We start from the raw sequence: 18,730 nt of genomic DNA on the forward strand, positions 1-18,730 counted from the left end.
GCGGCCACCCCGTGCGAAACGGGGTGGCCGCCCTCAGGTCGGAAACGAGCTGCTCTCCTACTGGTTGTACGGACCGTAGTCGTAGTCCTCCAGCGGAACGGCCTGGCCGGAGCCCGTGCCGAACGGGGAGTAGTCGATGTCGTCGTAGCCCACGGCCGAGTACATCGCGGCCTTGGCCTCCTCGGTCGGCTCCACCCGGATGTTGCGGTAGCGGGAGAGACCCGTACCCGCCGGGATGAGCTTTCCGATGATGACGTTCTCCTTGAGGCCGATCAGGGAGTCCGACTTGGCGTTGATCGCCGCGTCGGTGAGGACCCTGGTCGTCTCCTGGAAGGACGCCGCCGACAGCCACGACTCGGTGGCCAGCGATGCCTTGGTGATACCCATCAGCTGGGGACGGCCGGAGGCCGGGTGGCCGCCTTCCGTCACCACGCGGCGGTTCTCCGTCTCGAACTTCGAGCGCTCGACCAGCTCGCCCGGCAGCAGTTCCGCGTCGCCGGACTCGATGATCGTCACCCGGCGCAGCATCTGCCGGATGATGATCTCGATGTGCTTGTCGTGGATCGACACACCCTGCGAGTTGTAGACCTTCTGGACCTCGCCGACCAGGTGGACCTGGACCGCGCGCTGGCCGAGGATGCGCAGCACGTCGTGCGGGTTGGTGGCACCCACGGTGAGCTTCTGGCCCACCTCGACGCGGTCGCCGTCGCCGACGAGCAGCCGGGCCCGCTTGGAGATCGGGAACGGCGTCTCCTCGCTGCCGTCGTCCGGGGTGACGACGAGCTTCTTCGTCTTCTCGGTCTCCTCGATGCGGACGGTGCCCGCGGCCTCGGAGATCGGCGCGACGCCCTTGGGCGTACGGGCCTCGAAGAGCTCGACGACACGCGGCAGACCCTGCGTGATGTCGTCACCGGCCACACCACCGGTGTGGAAGGTACGCATCGTCAGCTGGGTGCCGGGCTCACCGATGGACTGGGCGGCGATGATGCCGACCGCCTCACCGATGTCGACCAGCTTGCCGGTGGCCAGCGAACGGCCGTAGCAGAAGGCACAGGTGCCGACGGCGGACTCACAGGTCAGGACCGAGCGGGTCTTGACCTCCTCGACGCCCGCGGCCACGACCGCGTCGATCAGGACATCGCCCAGGTCGACGTTGGCCGGCGCGATGACCTTGCCGTCCACGACGACGTCCTCGGCGAGCATCCGCGCGTACACGGACGTCTCGACGTCCTCCGCCTTGCGCAGGACACCGTCGGCGCCGCGCTCGGCGATCCGCAGCTTGAGGCCGCGGTCGGTGCCGCAGTCCTCCTCGCGGATGATGACGTCCTGCGAGACGTCGACCAGACGACGGGTGAGGTAGCCCGAGTCGGCGGTACGCAGGGCGGTGTCGGCCAGACCCTTACGGGCACCGTGCGTGGAGATGAAGTACTCCAGCACGGACAGACCTTCACGGAAGGACGCCTTGATGGGACGGGGAATCGTCTCGTTCTTGGCGTTGGACACCAGACCACGCATACCGGCGATCTGACGCATCTGCATCATGTTTCCGCGCGCGCCCGAGTTGACCATCATGAAGATGGGGTTGGTCTTCGGGAAGTTCGCGTTCATCGCCTCGGCGACCTCGTTGGTCGCCTTGGTCCAGATCGCGATGAGCTCCTGCGTGCGCTCGTCCTTGGTGATCAGACCGCGCTCGTACTGCTTCTGGACCTTCTCGTCCTGCGCCTCGTAACCCTGGACGATCGCCTTCTTCGCCTCGGGCACGACGACGTCCGAGATGGCGACGGTGACGCCGGAGCGGGTCGCCCAGAAGAAGCCGGCCGCCTTCAGGTTGTCGAGCGTCGCCGCCACGATGACCTTGGGGTAGCGCTCGGCGAGGTCGTTGACGATCTCGGAGAGCTGCTTCTTGCCGACCGAGTAGTCGACGAACGGGTAGTCCTCGGGCAGCAGTTCGTTGAAGAGCGCCCGGCCCAGGGTCGTACGCAGCCGGAACGGGTCGCCCTGCTGCCACTGGGTGTTCGTCTCGCCGTCCTCGCCGACCGGCGGGGTCCAGCCGCGCGGCGGGATGGTGCCCACCGGGAAGCGGATGTCGACCTTCGCCTGGAGCGAGAGCTCGCGGTTGTCGAACGCCATCGTGGCCTCGGCCGTGGAGCCGAAGGACCGGCCCTCGCCGATGACCTCGCGCTCCTCCTCGTCCGTGGTGAGGAAGAAGAGGCCGAGCACCATGTCCTGGGTGGGCATGGTGACGGGACGGCCGTCGGCCGGCTTGAGGATGTTGTTCGAGGACAGCATCAGGATGCGGGCCTCGGCCTGCGCCTCCGCGGAGAGCGGCAGGTGGACGGCCATCTGGTCACCGTCGAAGTCCGCGTTGAACGCGGTGCAGACGAGCGGGTGGATCTGGATGGCCTTGCCCTCGACGAGCTGGGGCTCGAAGGCCTGGATGCCGAGGCGGTGCAGGGTCGGGGCGCGGTTCAGCAGCACCGGGTGTTCGGCGATGACCTCTTCGAGGACGTCGTACACGACGGTGCGGCCACGCTCGACCATGCGCTTGGCCGACTTGATGTTCTGCGCGTGGTTCAGGTCCACCAGGCGCTTCATCACGAACGGCTTGAACAGTTCCAGCGCCATGGCCTTCGGCAGACCGCACTGGTGCAGCTTGAGCTGCGGACCGACGACGATCACGGAACGGGCCGAGTAGTCGACCCGCTTGCCGAGGAGGTTCTGGCGGAAACGGCCCTGCTTGCCCTTCAGCATGTCGCTGAGGGACTTCAGGGGCCGGTTGCCGGGACCGGTGACCGGGCGACCGCGGCGGCCGTTGTCGAACAGCGCGTCGACGGCCTCCTGGAGCATCCGCTTCTCGTTGTTCACGATGATCTCGGGGGCACCGAGGTCGAGGAGACGCTTGAGGCGGTTGTTGCGGTTGATGACGCGGCGGTACAGGTCGTTCAGGTCGGAGGTCGCGAAGCGGCCACCGTCCAGCTGCACCATCGGACGCAGGTCCGGCGGGATCACCGGCACGCAGTCCAGCACCATGCCCTTGGGGCTGTTGCTGGTCTGGAGGAACGCGGAGACGACCTTGAGGCGCTTGAGCGCGCGGGTCTTCTTCTGGCCCTTGCCGGTCCGGATGATCTCGCGGAGCCGCTCGGCCTCTTCGTTCAGGTCGAAGGACTCCAGGCGCTTCTGGAGCGCCGCGGCGCCCATCGAGCCGTCGAAGTACGTGCCGAAGCGGTCGCGCAGCTCGCGGTAGAGCAGCTCGTCGCCCTCCAGGTCCTGGACCTTGAGGTTCTTGAAACGGCTCCACACCTCGTCGAGCCGGTCGATTTCGCGCTGCGCACGGTCGCGCAGCTGCTTCATCTCCCGCTCGGCGCCTTCGCGCACCTTGCGGCGCACGTCGGCCTTGGCGCCCTCGGCCTCCAGCTCGGCCAGGTCGGTCTCGAGCTTCTTGGCGCGGGCCTCCAGGTCGGCATCGCGGCGGTTCTCGACCTGCTGACGCTCGACGGAGACGTGCGCCTCCAGGGACGGGAGGTCACGCGTACGGCGCTCCTCGTCCACGAACGTGATCATGTACGCGGCGAAGTAGATGACCTTTTCGAGGTCCTTCGGCGCGAGGTCGAGCAGATACCCCAGCCGGGACGGAACGCCCTTGAAGTACCAGATGTGGGTGACGGGCGCGGCCAGTTCGATGTGGCCCATCCGCTCACGGCGCACCTTGGCGCGCGTGACTTCGACGCCACAGCGCTCACAGATGATGCCCTTGAAGCGGACACGCTTGTACTTGCCGCAGTAGCACTCCCAGTCCCGGGTCGGACCGAAGATCTTCTCGCAGAAGAGTCCGTCCTTCTCGGGCTTGAGCGTGCGGTAGTTGATGGTCTCCGGCTTCTTCACTTCGCCGTGGGACCAGGTCCGGATGTCGTCCGCGGTGGCGAGGCCGATCCGCAGCTCGTCGAAGAAGTTGACGTCGAGCACTTGTCGTCAATCCCTCTTTCGGGGTCGAGTCTCAAATCATGGTCTGAGCGGGTCCCGCCCGTGCCTCCAGGGCGCAGGGGGAGGGTCTGGGAGAGCCAGCCGGATCACGCGGTGCGTGGTCCGGCCGGCGAACCCGTCAGACCTCTTCGACGCTGCTCGGCTCTCGCCGGGACAGGTCGATACCGAGCTCCTCCGCCGCGCGGAAGACGTCCTCGTCCGTGTCGCGCATCTCGATGGACATGCCGTCCGAGGACAGCACCTCCACGTTGAGACAGAGCGACTGCATTTCCTTGATGAGCACCTTGAAGGACTCGGGAATGCCGGGCTCGGGGATGTTCTCGCCCTTGACGATGGCCTCGTAGACCTTCACGCGGCCGGTCACGTCGTCGGACTTGATCGTCAGCAGCTCCTGGAGGGCGTACGCGGCGCCATAAGCCTCCAGCGCCCACACCTCCATCTCACCGAAGCGCTGACCGCCGAACTGGGCCTTACCACCCAGCGGCTGCTGGGTGATCATGGAGTACGGACCGGTCGAACGCGCGTGCAGCTTGTCGTCGACCAGGTGGTGGAGCTTGAGGATGTACATGTAGCCGATGGAGATCGGCTCCGGGAAAGGCTCTCCGGAACGGCCGTCGAACAGGTTGGCCTTGCCGGACGCCTTGACCATCCGCTCGCCGTCGCGGTTGGGGATCGTGGACTCGAAGAGTCCGGAGATCTCGTCCTCGCGGGCGCCGTCGAAGACCGGGGTGGCGACGTTCGTACCGGGCGCGACCTCGTCGGCGCCGATGGTCTTGAGCCGCTCCATCCACTCCTCGGAGCCCTCGACCTTCCAGCCCTGGCTGGCGAGCCAGCCGAGGTGGATCTCGAGGACCTGTCCCGGGTTCATCCGGGACGGCACGCCGAGCGGGTTGAGGATGATGTCGACCGGGGTGCCGTCCTCCAGGAACGGCATGTCCTCGATCGGCAGGATCTTGGAGATGACGCCCTTGTTGCCGTGCCGGCCGGCGAGCTTGTCACCGTCGGTGATCTTGCGCTTCTGGGCGACGTAGACGCGGACCAGCTGGTTCACGCCCGGAGGCAGCTCGTCGCCCTCCTCGCGGTCGAAGACGCGGACACCGATGATCTTGCCGGTCTCGCCGTGCGGCACCTTCAGCGAGGTGTCGCGGACCTCACGGGCCTTCTCACCGAAGATCGCGCGGAGCAGCCGCTCCTCCGGCGTCAGCTCGGTCTCACCCTTGGGCGTGACCTTGCCGACGAGGATGTCCCCGGCCGTGACCTCGGCACCGATACGGATGATGCCGCGCTCGTCGAGGTCCGCGAGGACCTCCTCGGAGACGTTCGGGATGTCGCGGGTGATCTCCTCCGGGCCGAGCTTGGTGTCCCGGGCGTCGACCTCGTGCTCCTCGATGTGGATCGAGGAGAGGACGTCGTCCTGGACCAGCCGCTGGCTGAGGATGATCGCGTCTTCGTAGTTGTGGCCCTCCCACGGCATGAACGCCACGAGGAGGTTCTTGCCGAGCGCCATCTCGCCGCGCTCGGTGGCCGGACCGTCGGCCAGCACCTGGTTCTCCACGACCCGGTCGCCCTCGGAGACGATGACCTTCTGGTTCACCGAGGTGCCCTGGTTGGAGCGGGAGAACTTGGCGATGCGGTACGTGGTGTACGTGCCGTCGTCGTTGGTGATGGTGATGTAGTCCGCGGAGACCTCCTGGACCACACCCGCCTTCTCCGCCTTGATGACGTCACCGGCGTCGACCGCGCAGCGGTACTCCATGCCGGTGCCGACGAGCGGCGCCTCGGAGGTGATCAGCGGCACGGCCTGGCGCATCATGTTCGCGCCCATGAGGGCGCGGTTGGCGTCGTCGTGCTCCAGGAAGGGGATCATCGCGGTCGCGACCGACACCATCTGGCGCGGCGAGACGTCCATGTAGTCGACGTCGTCACCGGGGATGTAGTCGACCTCGCCGCCACGACGGCGGACGAGGACGCGCGGCTCGGTGAACCGCATCTCCTCGGACAGCGTCGCGTTGGCCTGCGCGATGACGAAGCGGTCCTCCTCGTCGGCGGTCAGGTAGTCGACGTCGTCGGTGACGACACCGCCGACGACCTTGCGGTACGGGGTCTCCACGAAACCGAACGCGTTGACCCGGCCGTACGAGGCGAGCGAGCCGATCAGGCCGATGTTCGGGCCTTCGGGGGTCTCGATCGGGCACATGCGGCCGTAGTGCGACGGGTGCACGTCACGGACCTCGAAGCCGGCCCGCTCACGGGAGAGACCACCGGGGCCGAGCGCGTTGAGCCGGCGCTTGTGGGTCAGACCCGACAGCGGGTTGTTCTGGTCCATGAACTGCGACAGCTGGCTGGTGCCGAAGAACTCCTTGATGGAGGCGACGACCGGCCGGATGTTGATCAGCGTCTGGGGCGTGATCGCCTCGACGTCCTGCGTGGTCATGCGCTCACGGACGACGCGCTCCATCCTCGCCAGGCCCGTACGGACCTGGTTCTGGATGAGCTCGCCGACGTTGCGCAGACGGCGGTTGCCGAAGTGGTCGATGTCGTCGGTCTCGACGAGGATCTGGGTGCCGCTCTCACCGACGGTCTCGGTCTCACCGGCGTGCAGCTTCACCAGGTACTTGATCGTGGCGATGATGTCGTCGGTGGTGAGCACACCGGCGTCCAGCGGCTCCGCCGCGCCGAGCTTCTTGTTCACCTTGTAGCGGCCGACCTTCGCGAGGTCGTAGCGCTTGGGGTTGAAGTAGAGGTTCTCGAGCAGCGTCTGGGCCGCCTCGCGGGTCGGGGGTTCGCCCGGACGCAGCTTGCGGTAGATGTCGAGCAGCGCGTCGTCCTGGCCCTGGGTGTGGTCCTTCTCCAGGGTGGCGCGCATGGACTCGTACTCGCCGAACTCCTCCAGGATCTGCTCGGTCGTCCAGCCGAGCGCCTTGAGCAGGACGGTGACCGACTGCTTGCGCTTGCGGTCGATACGGACACCGACCATGTCGCGCTTGTCGATCTCCATCTCCAGCCAGGCACCCCGGGACGGGATGATCTTGGAGGAGAAGATGTCCTTGTCGGACGTCTTGTCGATCGAGGAGTCGAAGTAGACACCCGGCGAGCGGACCAGCTGGGTCACGACGACACGCTCGGTGCCGTTGATGACGAAGGTGCCCTTGTCGGTCATGAGCGGGAAGTCGCCCATGAAGACCGTCTGCGACTTGATCTCGCCGGTCTCGTTGTTGGTGAACTCGGCGGTGACGAAGAGCGGGGCCGCGTACGTGAAGTCGCGCTCCTTGCACTCGTCGATCGAGTTCTTGGGCGGCTCGAAGCGGTGGTCGCGGAACGTCAGCGACATCGACCCGGAGAAGTCCTCGATCGGGGAGATCTCCTCGAAGATCTCCTCCAGACCCGACTTCCTGGGGACGTCCTGACCGCTCTCGAGAGCTGCCTCGACACGCGCCTTCCAGACGGCATTGCCGAGCAGCCAGTCGAAGCTCTCGGTCTGCAGCGCGAGGAGGTTCGGAACCTCGAGGGGCTCCTTGATCTTTGCGAAGGAGATGCGCAGCGGGGCGGTGCTGGCGCCGTTGTTCGTATTCGTGGTCGAGGCGTTGCGCGAGGCGGCCAAGAGGGGGTCCTTCCGAGGGCTCGGACTCACTACGCGCGTACCGGTCCCGAGCTGGACACACCGGATGACAGGCCCCGAAAGGGCTGGTCAGACGACGTGGTCATGCATGGGGGTGCCCCTGGTGACGGGCAGGGAGCAGCTAACAGGCAGCGCAAAGGGTCAGTGTAGCCACTTGGCACACTGATGTCCAGGCCGGGTTCTGCGAGACCCTCGTTGTTCTCAACACCTTGTCTCAACTGCGTTCGGACCCACGCCGTAGGCGCACATCGATCCTGCCCTCTTCGCCGCCGATTCATGCCTCGGATTCGGATCGATATTGGCGACGCGAACTGAGAATTGCGCGCCGCGTGCGGTTCGTCAAGGCCCCCCGCCCCGTACGGACGGTTACCGGTCGTATCGAGAGCACGGCGATGATCACCATACTCCCAGCCGGCCGGAGAGCAAGGAACCCCTCGCGGCAACGGAGCAGGGCGGCCACCCGTACGGATGACCGCCCTGTTCGTCAACGCTGTGCGCCGTGCCGGCGCGGTCGCCGTCACACCGGCGCGCGGGGAGCCGTGCGGGGCTCCCCGGGCCGGGTGGCGGCGAGGTGGTGCTACGAGGTCACTTGACCTCGACGGAGGCGCCGGCGGCCTTGAGGGACTCGGCAGCCTTCTCGGCGGCCTCCTTGGCGACCTTCTCGACGACGGGCTTGGGAGCGCCGTCCACGAGGTCCTTGGCCTCCTTGAGGCCCAGCGAGGTGAGCTCACGCACGACCTTGATGACCTGGATCTTCTTCTCGCCGGCACCCGTGAGGATGACGTCGAACTCGTCCTGGACCTCTTCTTCGACGACGACAGCGGCGCCACCGGCGGCAGCGGCGGCGACCGGCGCGGCGGCCTTGACGTCGAACTTCTCCTCGAACGCCTTGACGAAGTCGGACAGCTCGATGAGGGTCAGGTTCTCGAACTGCGCGAGCAGGTCGTCCTGGGACAGCTTCGCCATGGTGGCGGTCCTTCCACTAATTTCGGCAGGTGCCGGATGAATATGACGGCGGGCGTACGGGCCCGCTGTGACGCGGCGCCGAACTACTCGGCGTCGGCCTCGGCGGGAGCCGGCGTACCGGCACCGCCCTGCTCGGCCTCACGCTTGGCGCGAAGGGCGTCCGCGGTGCGGACGAACTCCGACAGCGGGGCCTGGAACGTCGCCGCGGCCTTGGCCATCGACGCCTTGATCCCACCGGCCACCTTGGCGAGCAGCACCTCGCGGGACTCGAGGTCCGCGAGCTTCTTGAACTCGTCGGCGGACAGCGCCTTACCGTCAAGGACACCGCCCTTGATGACGAGGTTGGGGTTGTCCTTGGCGAAGTCACGAAGACCCTTCGCCGACTCCACCGGGTCACCGGTGACGAAGGCAACCGCCGTCGGACCCGCGAACAGGTCGTCCAGCGTGTTGATCCCGGCCTCGTTGGCCGCGATCTTGGTCAGCGTGTTCTTCACCACGGCGTACTGGGCGTTCTCACCGAGGGAACGACGCAGCTCCTTGAGCTGCGCCACGGTGAGACCCCGGTACTCGGTCAGCACGGCGGCGTTCGAGCTGCGGAACTGCTCCGTCAGCTCGGCCACCGCGGCAGCTTTGTCGGGCCTTGCCATGAGCGTCGGCCTCCTTCCGGGTGATGAGGACCGCTCAGAAGGGGCTGCACAAAACGAAACGCCCCGGCGCAGGCGCACGGGGCGTAGCTCAACCAGGACGAACCTGGGAACTCTCCACGGTCACCTACGCGGGTCGTCCGCTTTCAGCGGATCCTTCGGCCGCCTCACCCTCTGACGAGAGCACGGCGACGACCAGCGGTCTTTGGCTTCCTGTGGAGAGTACGTGACACGGTCACCCGGGAGCAAATCCGGTCGCCGGGGCCGTAAACCCGTCCGGGCGGGCATGTACGGGCGGCGGACCGGGCCGCCGCATCCAGGCAGCCCGGCCGGACGGATCAGAGACCGGAGCCCTCGGCGGCGCCGAGGTCGCCCAGCATCTCGAACAGATCGACGGTGTCGGCGGCGGGCGGCGCCTGGACCGATGCCTTGGCCCCGTAGTCGCTGTACCGCGCGCCTATGGTGACGGCGCCCTGCGGGGTGTCCATCACGATGTCCATCTTCACCGGGTAGTCGTCCCCGTTGACCCAGACCTCGGTGTCGTACCCCTCGATGCCGGTCTTCTCGATGTTGGCGAGGAGCTCGTCGCGCTCCTTCTCGCTCAGCACGTCCAGGCCCTTGTTCGAGTTGAGCATCTCGGCGACCGTGAGCGTGCCCTTGTAGTGCTCCGTCTCGACCCCGTCGATCTTCTCCGAGCCGACGTGCTTCACATTGGGCGAGTCCAGCAGGAGCGCCAGCTGCTGCGCCGGGTCCTGGTTCATGTTCTCCAGGCCACCGGTGAGCTCCTTGGTGGCGGCCGGGTCGCCGGACGCCTCCGCCGCGGCGGCGAGGTCCAGCTTCATCCAGCGCTTGCCGTCCATGTCCTCGGCCGCCTCGGCGCCCATGTCCATGTACATCGCGTTCTCGACCCACACCATGCGGATCTTGTCCGGCGCGCCGGGCTCGGCCCGCATCATCGAGCCGGTGACGGTCATGTCCATCGTCATGGGGTCCCACCCCATGACACCGGTCATGTCGACGTCGCCGCCGCCGTCGGCCCCCGGCAGGCCGGCCGGCATCGACATCGTCATGGCGACCTTGGCGGACTTCGCCTTCGCCGTCTTCTCGTACGCCGCCGTCAGGACGCTCGTCACGGTGTCCCGCGACTGCGGCCCGCCCTTCGCCGCGGAACCGCTCTCACAGCCGGCCGCACCGGCCACCACGGCAACCGCCGTCAGCGAAACGCCGATGCGCCCCCATGCCGACATGGTCATGCCCCACCCCTTTTTCGAAGTACCTGGGTGAAACCGTAACCCACGGGTATGACAGCCCGCCCATGAGAAAACCGGTCCCGGCAGCTCAACGGAGCTGCCGGGACCGGCTCTTGACACCTGTGACGCCGCGTGGACCGCGACCGCCGTCCGGGATCAGACGGAGGCCGGGTCCTCCTCGACGAGGAGGTTACGGGTGCGGTTGGCGTCCAGCGGAATGCCGGGGCCCATCGTCGTCGTGAGGGTCGCCTTCTTGATGTAACGGCCCTTCGCGGCGGACGGCTTGAGACGGAGGATCTCCTCCAGCGCCGCGGCGTAGTTCTCGACCAGCTTGGTCTCGTCGAAGGAGACCTTGCCGATGATGAAGTGCAGGTTCGAGTGCTTGTCGACGCGGAACTCGATCTTGCCGCCCTTGATGTCGTTCACGGCCTTCGTGACATCGGGGGTGACGGTGCCCGTCTTCGGGTTCGGCATCAGACCACGCGGACCGAGCACGCGGCCGAGGCGGCCGACCTTGCCCATGAGGTCCGGGGTGGCGACGACGGCGTCGAAGTCGAGACGGCCCTTCTGGACCTCGTCGATGAGTTCGTCGGAGCCGACGATGTCGGCGCCCGCGGCACGCGCTGCCTCGGCACGGTCACCGGTCGCGAAGACCAGGACCCGGGCGGTCTTGCCGGTGCCGTGCGGAAGGTTCACGGTGCCACGGACCATCTGGTCCGCCTTGCGCGGGTCGACACCCAGACGCATGGCGACCTCGACGGTGCCGTCGAACTTGCTGGTGGTGGTGTCCTTGGCGAGACGGACGGCCTCGAGCGGAGGGTAGTTGCGCTCCGCGTCGATCTTCGCGTCCGCGTTGCGGAGTGCCTTGCTGCGCTTCACTTCTGCTCCTGGTGATTCATTCAAGGTGTGGAGGTCGTGGTGCGGGCCGCGCATGGCCCTTCCACTGGGCGCGCCCGGGGGGCACGCCGGGCGGGACTCAGCCCTCGACCGTGATGCCCATGGAACGGGCGGTGCCGGCGATGATCTTCTCGGCGGCGTCCAGGTCGTTGGCGTTCAGGTCGGGCATCTTCGTCGTGGCGATGTCACGCACCTGGTCGCGGGTGAGCTTGGCGACCTTCTTGACGTGCGGCTCGCCGGAGCCCTTGTCCACACCCGCGGCCTTGAGGATCAGCTTCGCGGCCGGGGGGGTCTTGGTGATGAAGGTGAAGGAACGGTCCTCGTAGACCGTGATCTCCACCGGCACGACCATGCCGCGCTGCGACTCGGTCGCGGCGTTGTACGCCTTGCAGAACTCCATGATGTTGACGCCGTGCTGGCCCAGCGCGGGGCCGACCGGCGGAGCCGGGTTGGCCGCGCCGGCCGAGATCTGGAGCTTGATGAGCCCCGTGACCTTCTTCTTCTTGGGAGGCATTGCTCTCTCCGGGTCCTAGTGAGAGTGTTCCGGCCCGGCAATCCGGTCGTCCGGACGCGGGCATACCGCGCAACGATAACGGGTACCGTCGCACGGCCAAAAACCGAGCAGGTCAGACGCGCTCCCGCATACGGGGCGCGATCCCCTGCGAGAGCCTGTCCGACCTGCTCGGAAATGGCTTGCGAGCGCGCGCGGGGCGCGTCAGTTCTTCTGGATCTGGTCGAAGCTCAGCTCGACCGGGGTCTCGCGGCCGAAGATCTCGACCAGGCCCTTGACCTTCTTCGAGTCGGCGTTGATCTCGTTGATCGTCGCCTGGAGCGTCGCGAACGGGCCGTCGGTGACGGTGACCGAGTCGCCGACCTCGAAGTCCAGCACCTGGACCTCGACCTTGCGGGACGGCATCGGCTTGCCCTCGGCCTCGGCCGCCTCGCGCGCGGCCTTCTCCTCGGCCTCGGGGGCGAGCATCTTGACGATCTCGTCCAGCGTCAGCGGGTACGGGTCGTAGGCGTTGCCGACGAAGCCGGTGACGCCGGGGGTGTTGCGTACGACACCCCAGGACTCGTTCGTCAGGTCCATCCGGACCAGGACGTAACCCGGAAGCTTGTTCTGGCGGACGTTCTTGCGCTCGCCGTTCTTGATCTGGACGATCTCTTCCTCGGGCACCTCGGCCGAGTAGATGAAGTCCTCGACGTTGAGCGAGACGGCGCGCTGTTCCAGGTTGGCCTTCACGCGCTTCTCGTAGCCCGCGTAGGTGTGGATCACGTACCACTCGCCGGGCAGCCCGCGCAGCTCCTCGCGGAGCGCGGCGACCGGGTCGGCCGCGACGGCGGGTTCCTCGGCGGGCTCGGCGTCCTCGTCGGAGTCGGACTCCGCGGTGATCTCGTCGGACTCGGCGCCGTCGGTGATCTCGTCGGACTCGGCGCCGTCGGTGGCCTCGTCGTCCTCGTCCGCGTCCTCGCCGTGCAGCGCCGACTCCTCGGCCGGCTCGCCGGCCTCCGCGTCAGCGGCTTCGGCCTCGTCTGGCTCGACAGCGTCCGCCGCCTCAACAATGTCGGTCTCGTCCGCGCGGGACTCGACCGCCTCGTTGGCGTCGTTCAGGTTCGGGTCAGACACGTGGCTGCTTCTTCCTGCGCTTCACAATGGGTGGAACATGCGGAAAAGGACGCCTGTCGGCGTCCCCCGCCTCCGTTGGCTCTAGCCGAAGACGAACTTGACCAGTCGCTGGAAGCCGAAGTCGATGACGGTCACCAGACCGATCATGATGACGACGAAGACGATCACAACAGTCGTGTAGGTCGTCAGCTGGTTGCGGGTCGGCCAGACGACCTTGCGCAGCTCCGCGATGATCTGGCGGTAGAAGATCGCGAGGCGGCCCAGGGGGCCCTTCTTGCCTCGCTTGCCGCCCTTGCGGGTCTTCTTGCCCGACTCTGCGGTCTCGTCATCGTCAGCATCAGGCTTGTCGATGGAGCCCACGGCGTCCGTCACGCTCTCTCACCTGATTCCGGGTCGTGGCCGCGCCGCGCCCGATGGAGCCGCACGGCAGTGCTTTTGAAGTACGTACATGCGCACACATCCTGGCGGAGGAGTGTGTAGCAGGGCCGGAGGGACTTGAACCCCCAACCGCTGGTTTTGGAGACCAGTGCTCTACCAATTGAGCTACGACCCTTTGCGTTTTCCCCAACCTACCGCATCCGACCGGGAGCACGGTGTGTGCGGATCGGCGGTGGCGGGTGAGGGCCAACGACCAGTGAGTGTACGTGCTCGGGGGCCATGCGTCGAACAGGTAACACGGGACCGGGTCTTGTCCGGACCCGCCGCCCGTCCGCCGGGCCGCTGTCCAGTCGGCGGAACGGCCGTGCCCCGGTCTCCGGAGGTCTGGGACCATGGCCCGTATGAGCGCTGCAATCCCTCCGACCGAGCGCCGGGTCTCCGCCCGAGTCGGCGCAATCTCCGAGTCCGCCACCCTCGCCGTCGACGCCAAGGCCAAGGCCCTCAAGGCCGCCGGCCGTCCGGTGATCGGCTTCGGGGCCGGCGAGCCCGACTTCCCGACGCCCGGCTACATCGTCGAGGCCGCGAGTGAGGCCTGCCACGACCCGAAGTACCACCGCTACACCCCGGCGGGCGGGCTCCCCGAGCTGAAGGCCGCCATCGTCGCCAAGACGCTGCGTGACTCCGGCTACGAGATCGACCCCGCCCAGGTCCTGGTGACCAACGGCGGCAAGCAGGCGATCTACGAGGCGTTCGCCGCGATCCTCGACCCGGGCGACGAGGTCGTGGTCCCGGCGCCTTACTGGACGACGTACCCCGAGTCGATCCGGCTGGCCGGCGGTGTCCCGGTGGAGGTCGTGACCGACGAGACCAGCGGCTACCGGGTCACCGTCGAGCAGCTGGAGGCGGCGCGCACCGAGCGTACGAAGGTCGTGCTCTTCGTCTCGCCCTCCAATCCGACGGGCGCCGTCTACAGCCGCGCCGACACCGAGGCGATCGGCCGCTGGGCGGCCGAGCACGGCCTGTGGGTCATGACGGACGAGATCTACGAGCACCTGGTCTACGGGGACGCCGAGTTCACCTCGCTCCCCGCGGTCGTGCCGGAGCTGCGCGACAAGTGCGTCGTGGTCAACGGTGTCGCCAAGACGTACGCGATGACCGGCTGGCGGGTGGGCTGGGTCGTCGGCCCCAAGGACGTGGTGAAGGCCGCGACGAACCTCCAGTCGCACGCGACGTCGAACGTGGCCAACGTCTCGCAGGCCGCCGCGATCGCCGCCCTCGACGGCGGACTGGACGCGGTGGACGAGATGCGGACCGCCTTCGACCGGCGCCGGGGCATCATCGTGCGGATGCTCAACGAGATCGAGGGCGTGGTCTGCCCGGAGCCCGAGGGCGCGTTCTACGTCTACCCCTCGGTGAAGGCGCTGCTCGGCAAGGAGATCCGGGGCAGCCGTCCGGCCAGTTCGGTCGAGCTGGCGACGCTGATCCTCGAAGAGGCCGAGGTCGCGGTCGTACCGGGTGAGGCGTTCGGTACGCCGGGTTATCTGCGCCTGTCGTACGCCCTGGGCGACGAGGACCTGGTGGAGGGGGCGGCCCGGCTCCAGAAGCTGCTGGCCGAGGCCCGCGACTGACGCCCGGCTGCCCCCGGCAGCCGTGTGACCGGAAGAACACGGGCCCCTGGACGCGCTGTCCAGGGGCCCGTTCTTGCGTTCGGGCAAGACCCCGAAGGGGGAAAGGGGGTCCCGGAGTCCGCCCGCGTACGGCAAGATCCCTGGATGGAGAACGTTTCCGGCCCCCCGCGCCATCCGCACGACGACCGCGCCACCCGCGACCTCCGTCTGCTGCCCAAGGCCCATCTGCATCTGCACTTCACCGGTTCGATGCGCCCCACGACCCTGCTGGAGCTCGCCGACAAGTACGGCGTCCATCTGCCCGAGGCGCTCACCGGCGGTGAGCCGCCCGAACTGCGGGCGACCGACGAGCGGGGCTGGTTCCGCTTCCAGCGGCTCTACGACATCGCCCGGTCCTGTCTGCGCTCCCCCGAGGACATCCAGCGGCTGGTGCGCGAGGCCGCCGAGGAGGACGTACGGGACGGCTCCGGGTGGCTGGAGATCCAGGTCGACCCCACCTCGTACGCCCCGCTGCTGGGCGGGCTGATCCCGGCACTGGAGATCATCCTGGACGCCGTGGACGCGGCGGCCCGGGACACCGGGCTCGGGATGCGGGTGGTGGTGGCCGCGAACCGGATGAAGCACCCGCTGGACGCCCGCACCCTGGCACGGCTCGCGGTGCGGTACGCGGACCGGGGGGTCGTCGGGTTCGGCCTGTCGAACGACGAACGCCGGGGCATGGCACGGGACTTCGACCGGGCCTTCGCCATCGCCCGGGAGGGCGGGCTGCTGGCGGCGCCGCACGGCGGTGAGCTGAGCGGGCCCTCGTCCGTACGGGACTGCCTGGACGATCTGCGCGCGACCCGGGTCGGGCACGGCGTACGGGCGGCCGAGGACCCCCGGCTGCTGCGCAAGCTGGCCGAGCGGGGGGTGACCTGCGAGGTGTGCCCGGCGTCGAACGTGGCGCTGGGCGTCTACGAGAAGCCCGCCGACGTACCGCTGCGCACGCTGTTCGACGCCGGGGTGCCGATGGCGCTGGGCGCGGACGACCCGCTGCTGTTCGGCGACCGGCTGGCGGCGCAGTACGAACTGGCGCGCAAGTACCACGGGTTCACGGACGCCGAACTGGCCGAGCTGGCGCGGCAGTCGGTACGGGGCTCGGCGGCGCCGGACGGCACGCGGGACAAGCTGCTGGCGGGGATCGACGGCTGGCTGGAGGACTGACGCGGGGCCGGGTGCCTGGGCCCGGGTGCGGCGCGGGCGGGGTGCGGGGCGGGGCGTGCGGTCGGGGCGCGTCGTGGGCCGGTCAGCGGCTTCAGAGACTGACGCCGACCGTCACCGGCTCGTTGACCAGGGTGATCCCGAACGCGTCACGCACCCCGGCGACCACCTCCCGGGCGAGCGCGAGCAGGTCCTCGGTGGTGGCGTCGCCCCGGTTGGTCAGGGCCAGCGTGTGCTTGGTGGAGATACGGGCCCGGCCCGTGCCGTACCCCTTGGTGAAGCCCGCGCGGTCGATCAGCCACGCCGCCGACGTCTTCACGCGCCCCTCCCCCGCCGGGTAGGCGGGCGGGGTGACGTCCGGGCCCAGCCGCCGCGCCGCGCGGGCGAGGAAGGCCGCGTACCCCTCGTCGTCCAGGATCGGGTTGGTGAAGAAGGAGCCGGCCGACCAGGTGTCGTGGTCCGCCGGGTCGAGCACCATGCCCTTGCCCGCGCGCAGGCCGAGGACGGTCCGGCGGGCGTCGGCCAGCGGGACCCGGTCACCCGGTTCGACGCCGAGGGCGCGGGCCGTCTCGGCGTACTTGACGGGGGCGGACAGCCCGCCCGCGTCCTCCAGCGCGAAGCGCACGCGCAGGACGACATGGCGCTCGGGGTGCTCCTTGAAGGCGCTGTGCCGGTAGGAGAACCGGCAGTCGGCGTTGCCGAGGGTCAGGATCTCGCCGGTGACACGGTCGAGGGCGACGACCTCCGTGAGGGTGCTGGACACCTCCTGGCCGTACGCGCCGACGTTCTGGATCGGGGTGGCGCCGGCCGAGCCGGGGATGCCGGCCAGGCACTCGACGCCCGCGAGGCCCGCCTCGACGGTACGGGTGACGGCGTCGGTCCAGGTCTCGCCGGCGGCCAGTTCCAGCGCCGTACCGGCCAGGTCGACGCCACGGGTGGCGATCCGCAGGGCGGTGCCCTCGAAGCCCTTGTCGCCGATGACCAGATTGCTGCCGCCGCCGATGATCAGGAGCGGGGTGCCCGCGTCGTCCGCCGCGCGTACGGCCGCGACGACCTCGTCGTCGGTGGTCGCGGTGATCAGCCGGGTGGCGGGGCCGCCGAGGCGGAAGGTGGTCAGGGGGGCGAGGGGGGCGTCGTGGAGTTCCTGCACGGGACAAGACTACGGTCCGGTGCGGGGACGAATCGTCTCCGCACCGGACCGTGCCGTTCAGGGGTTGTCCGGGGTCGTCCGGGCGCCGCCGGGCGTGGGGGCGCCGGGGCGTCAGGGCCTGAGGCGTCCGGCCGGGGCGTCGGGCCGAGGCGTCAGGCCAGCTGGACGACGGCGCGGGACATGCCCAGCACCTTCTTGCCGTCGCTGGTCACGGTCAGGTCCACGCGGACCCGGTTCTCGTCCAGCTTGTCGCCGACCTTCCCGGTCACCTCGATCACCGCGCCGATGCCGTCGTCGGGCACCACGACCGGCCGGGTGAAGCGGACGCCGTACTCGACCACGGCCCCCGGGTCGCCGACCCAGTCGGTCACCACCCGGACCGCCGAGGCCATCGTGAACATGCCGTGCGCGATGACGTCGGGCAGCCCGACCCCGACGGCGAACTTCTCGTTCCAGTGGATCGGGTTGAAGTCGCCGGACGCGCCCGCGTAGCGCACCAGGGTGTCGCGGGTCACCGGGAAGGCGGCGGCGGGCAGCTCCGTACCGACCTCGACGTCGTCGTAGGCGATGTTCGTGGCCATCGGTGTCACTCCCCCTCGGCGGCGCGCGCCACCAGCTTGGTCCACGCGGTCACGACGTGCTCGCCCGCCTCGTCACGCACCTCGCCGCGCACGTCGAGGATGTCGTTGCCCGCCATCGTCCTGACCGACTCGATGGTCGAGGTGACGGTCAGCCGGTCGCCCGCCCGGACGGGCCGGGTGTACGTGAACCTCTGGTCGCCGTGGACGACCCGGCTGTAGTCGAGCCCGAGCTGCGGATCGGCGATGACCTCGCGGGCGGCCTTGAAGGTGATGGCGAACACGAAGGTCGGCGGAGCGATCACGTCGAGGTGGCCGAACGCCTTCGCCGCGTCGGGGTCGGTGTACGCGGGACTGGCGTCACCCACCGCCTCGGCGAATTCGCGGATCTTCTCCCGGCCGACCTCGTACGGCTCGGTGGGTGGATAGCTCCGTCCGACGAAGGACTGGTCGAGCGCCATGGACGCGTTCCCTCCTGATGAGATGGCCCTGATGAATGGTGCACAACTATGGATCGGGCACGTCAAACGACACGAGGCCGCCCCCCGTTAAGGGGACGGCCTCGGGTGCGAGCCTGGGTCAGCGCGTTTCGCGGTGAGCCGTGTGCGAGTTGCAACGAGGGCAGTGCTTCTTCATCTCAAGACGGTCCGGGTTGTTGCGCCGGTTCTTCTTGGTGATGTAGTTCCGCTCCTTGCACTCCACGCAGGCCAGCGTGATCTTCGGGCGGACGTCGGTGGCAGCCACGTGAGTGCTCCTGGACAGATTGACGGGTTAACGCATAAAAGAGTAGCCGATCGAAGGATCGCCCCTAC

At 68.4% G+C, this 18,730-nt stretch carries 15 protein-coding genes and 1 tRNA gene; 2 read left to right on the plus strand and 14 right to left on the minus strand.

All coding sequences use genetic code 11. The features are described 5' to 3' along the window. Nucleotides 1-57 precede the first annotated feature (57 nt). The 10 genes from OG875_RS11730 to OG875_RS11775 form a co-directional block, all read right to left on the minus strand. A complete protein-coding gene (locus OG875_RS11730; protein WP_330174160.1) occupies nt 58-3,963 on the minus strand; it encodes a DNA-directed RNA polymerase subunit beta' in 3,906 nt (1,301 codons plus the stop codon). Between the two features lie 136 nt (nt 3,964-4,099). Beyond that, the gene (gene rpoB / locus OG875_RS11735) at nt 4,100-7,582 is read right to left on the minus strand and encodes a DNA-directed RNA polymerase subunit beta (RefSeq protein WP_330174161.1); all 3,483 of its coding nucleotides are present in this window, start codon (nt 7,580-7,582) and stop codon (nt 4,100-4,102) included. 603 nt (nt 7,583-8,185) lie between these two features. Then, nucleotides 8,186-8,566 (minus strand): 50S ribosomal protein L7/L12, encoded by a 381-nt coding sequence (gene rplL / locus OG875_RS11740; protein WP_330174162.1) that lies wholly within the window; start codon nt 8,564-8,566, stop codon nt 8,186-8,188. 83 nt (nt 8,567-8,649) lie between these two features. After that, the gene (gene rplJ, locus OG875_RS11745; protein ID WP_330174163.1) at nt 8,650-9,213 is read right to left on the minus strand and encodes a 50S ribosomal protein L10; all 564 of its coding nucleotides are present in this window, start codon (nt 9,211-9,213) and stop codon (nt 8,650-8,652) included. A gap of 335 nt (nt 9,214-9,548) precedes the next feature. Beyond that, nucleotides 9,549-10,463, minus strand: coding sequence for a DUF6612 family protein (locus tag OG875_RS11750; RefSeq protein ID WP_330174164.1), 915 nt, complete (start codon nt 10,461-10,463; stop codon nt 9,549-9,551). A 153-nt stretch (nt 10,464-10,616) separates the two neighbouring features. Beyond that, nucleotides 10,617-11,339, minus strand: a complete 723-nt coding sequence (gene rplA, locus OG875_RS11755; RefSeq protein ID WP_330174165.1) for a 50S ribosomal protein L1 — start codon at nt 11,337-11,339, stop codon at nt 10,617-10,619. A gap of 97 nt (nt 11,340-11,436) precedes the next feature. After that, complete coding sequence (rplK, locus tag OG875_RS11760; protein ID WP_023539372.1) at nt 11,437-11,871, minus strand: 50S ribosomal protein L11; 435 nt, start codon at nt 11,869-11,871, stop codon at nt 11,437-11,439. 201 nt (nt 11,872-12,072) lie between these two features. Next, nucleotides 12,073-12,984 (minus strand): transcription termination/antitermination protein NusG, encoded by a 912-nt coding sequence (nusG, locus tag OG875_RS11765; protein ID WP_330174166.1) that lies wholly within the window; start codon nt 12,982-12,984, stop codon nt 12,073-12,075. An 81-nt stretch (nt 12,985-13,065) separates the two neighbouring features. After that, complete coding sequence (secE, locus tag OG875_RS11770; protein ID WP_330174167.1) at nt 13,066-13,356, minus strand: preprotein translocase subunit SecE; 291 nt, start codon at nt 13,354-13,356, stop codon at nt 13,066-13,068. 108 nt (nt 13,357-13,464) lie between these two features. Continuing rightward, a tRNA-Trp gene (locus tag OG875_RS11775) sits at nt 13,465-13,537 on the minus strand. 226 nt (nt 13,538-13,763) lie between these two features. Here OG875_RS11775 and OG875_RS11780 point away from each other — a divergent pair. Together OG875_RS11780 and OG875_RS11785 are read left to right on the plus strand one after the other, a co-directional pair. Beyond that, nucleotides 13,764-14,990: a pyridoxal phosphate-dependent aminotransferase gene (locus OG875_RS11780; RefSeq protein WP_330174168.1), complete on the plus strand. Its 1,227-nt coding sequence runs from the start codon at nt 13,764-13,766 to the stop codon at nt 14,988-14,990. Nucleotides 14,991-15,134: 144 nt separating this feature from the next. Then, nucleotides 15,135-16,193, plus strand: a complete 1,059-nt coding sequence (locus tag OG875_RS11785; protein ID WP_330174169.1) for an adenosine deaminase — start codon at nt 15,135-15,137, stop codon at nt 16,191-16,193. Nucleotides 16,194-16,284: 91 nt separating this feature from the next. Here OG875_RS11785 and OG875_RS11790 read toward each other — a convergent pair whose 3' ends face one another. The 4 genes from OG875_RS11790 to rpmG all read right to left on the minus strand — a co-directional run bounded on the left by OG875_RS11790 (nt 16,285) and on the right by rpmG (nt 18,662). Next, complete coding sequence (locus OG875_RS11790) at nt 16,285-17,340, minus strand: UDP-N-acetylmuramate dehydrogenase (RefSeq protein ID WP_330174170.1); 1,056 nt, start codon at nt 17,338-17,340, stop codon at nt 16,285-16,287. Between the two features lie 152 nt (nt 17,341-17,492). Beyond that, nucleotides 17,493-17,921, minus strand: coding sequence for a MaoC family dehydratase (locus tag OG875_RS11795; protein ID WP_330174171.1), 429 nt, complete (start codon nt 17,919-17,921; stop codon nt 17,493-17,495). A gap of 5 nt (nt 17,922-17,926) precedes the next feature. Further along, on the minus strand, nt 17,927-18,379 hold the full coding sequence (locus OG875_RS11800; protein WP_330174172.1) for a MaoC family dehydratase N-terminal domain-containing protein: 453 nt from the start codon (nt 18,377-18,379) through the stop codon (nt 17,927-17,929). Nucleotides 18,380-18,497: 118 nt separating this feature from the next. Then, on the minus strand, nt 18,498-18,662 hold the full coding sequence (gene rpmG / locus OG875_RS11805; protein WP_003956487.1) for a 50S ribosomal protein L33: 165 nt from the start codon (nt 18,660-18,662) through the stop codon (nt 18,498-18,500). Between the last annotated feature and the right edge of the window lie 68 nt (nt 18,663-18,730).

It is taken from the genome of Streptomyces sp. NBC_01498 (assembly GCF_036327775.1).
GTDB lineage: Bacteria > Actinomycetota > Actinomycetes > Streptomycetales > Streptomycetaceae > Streptomyces.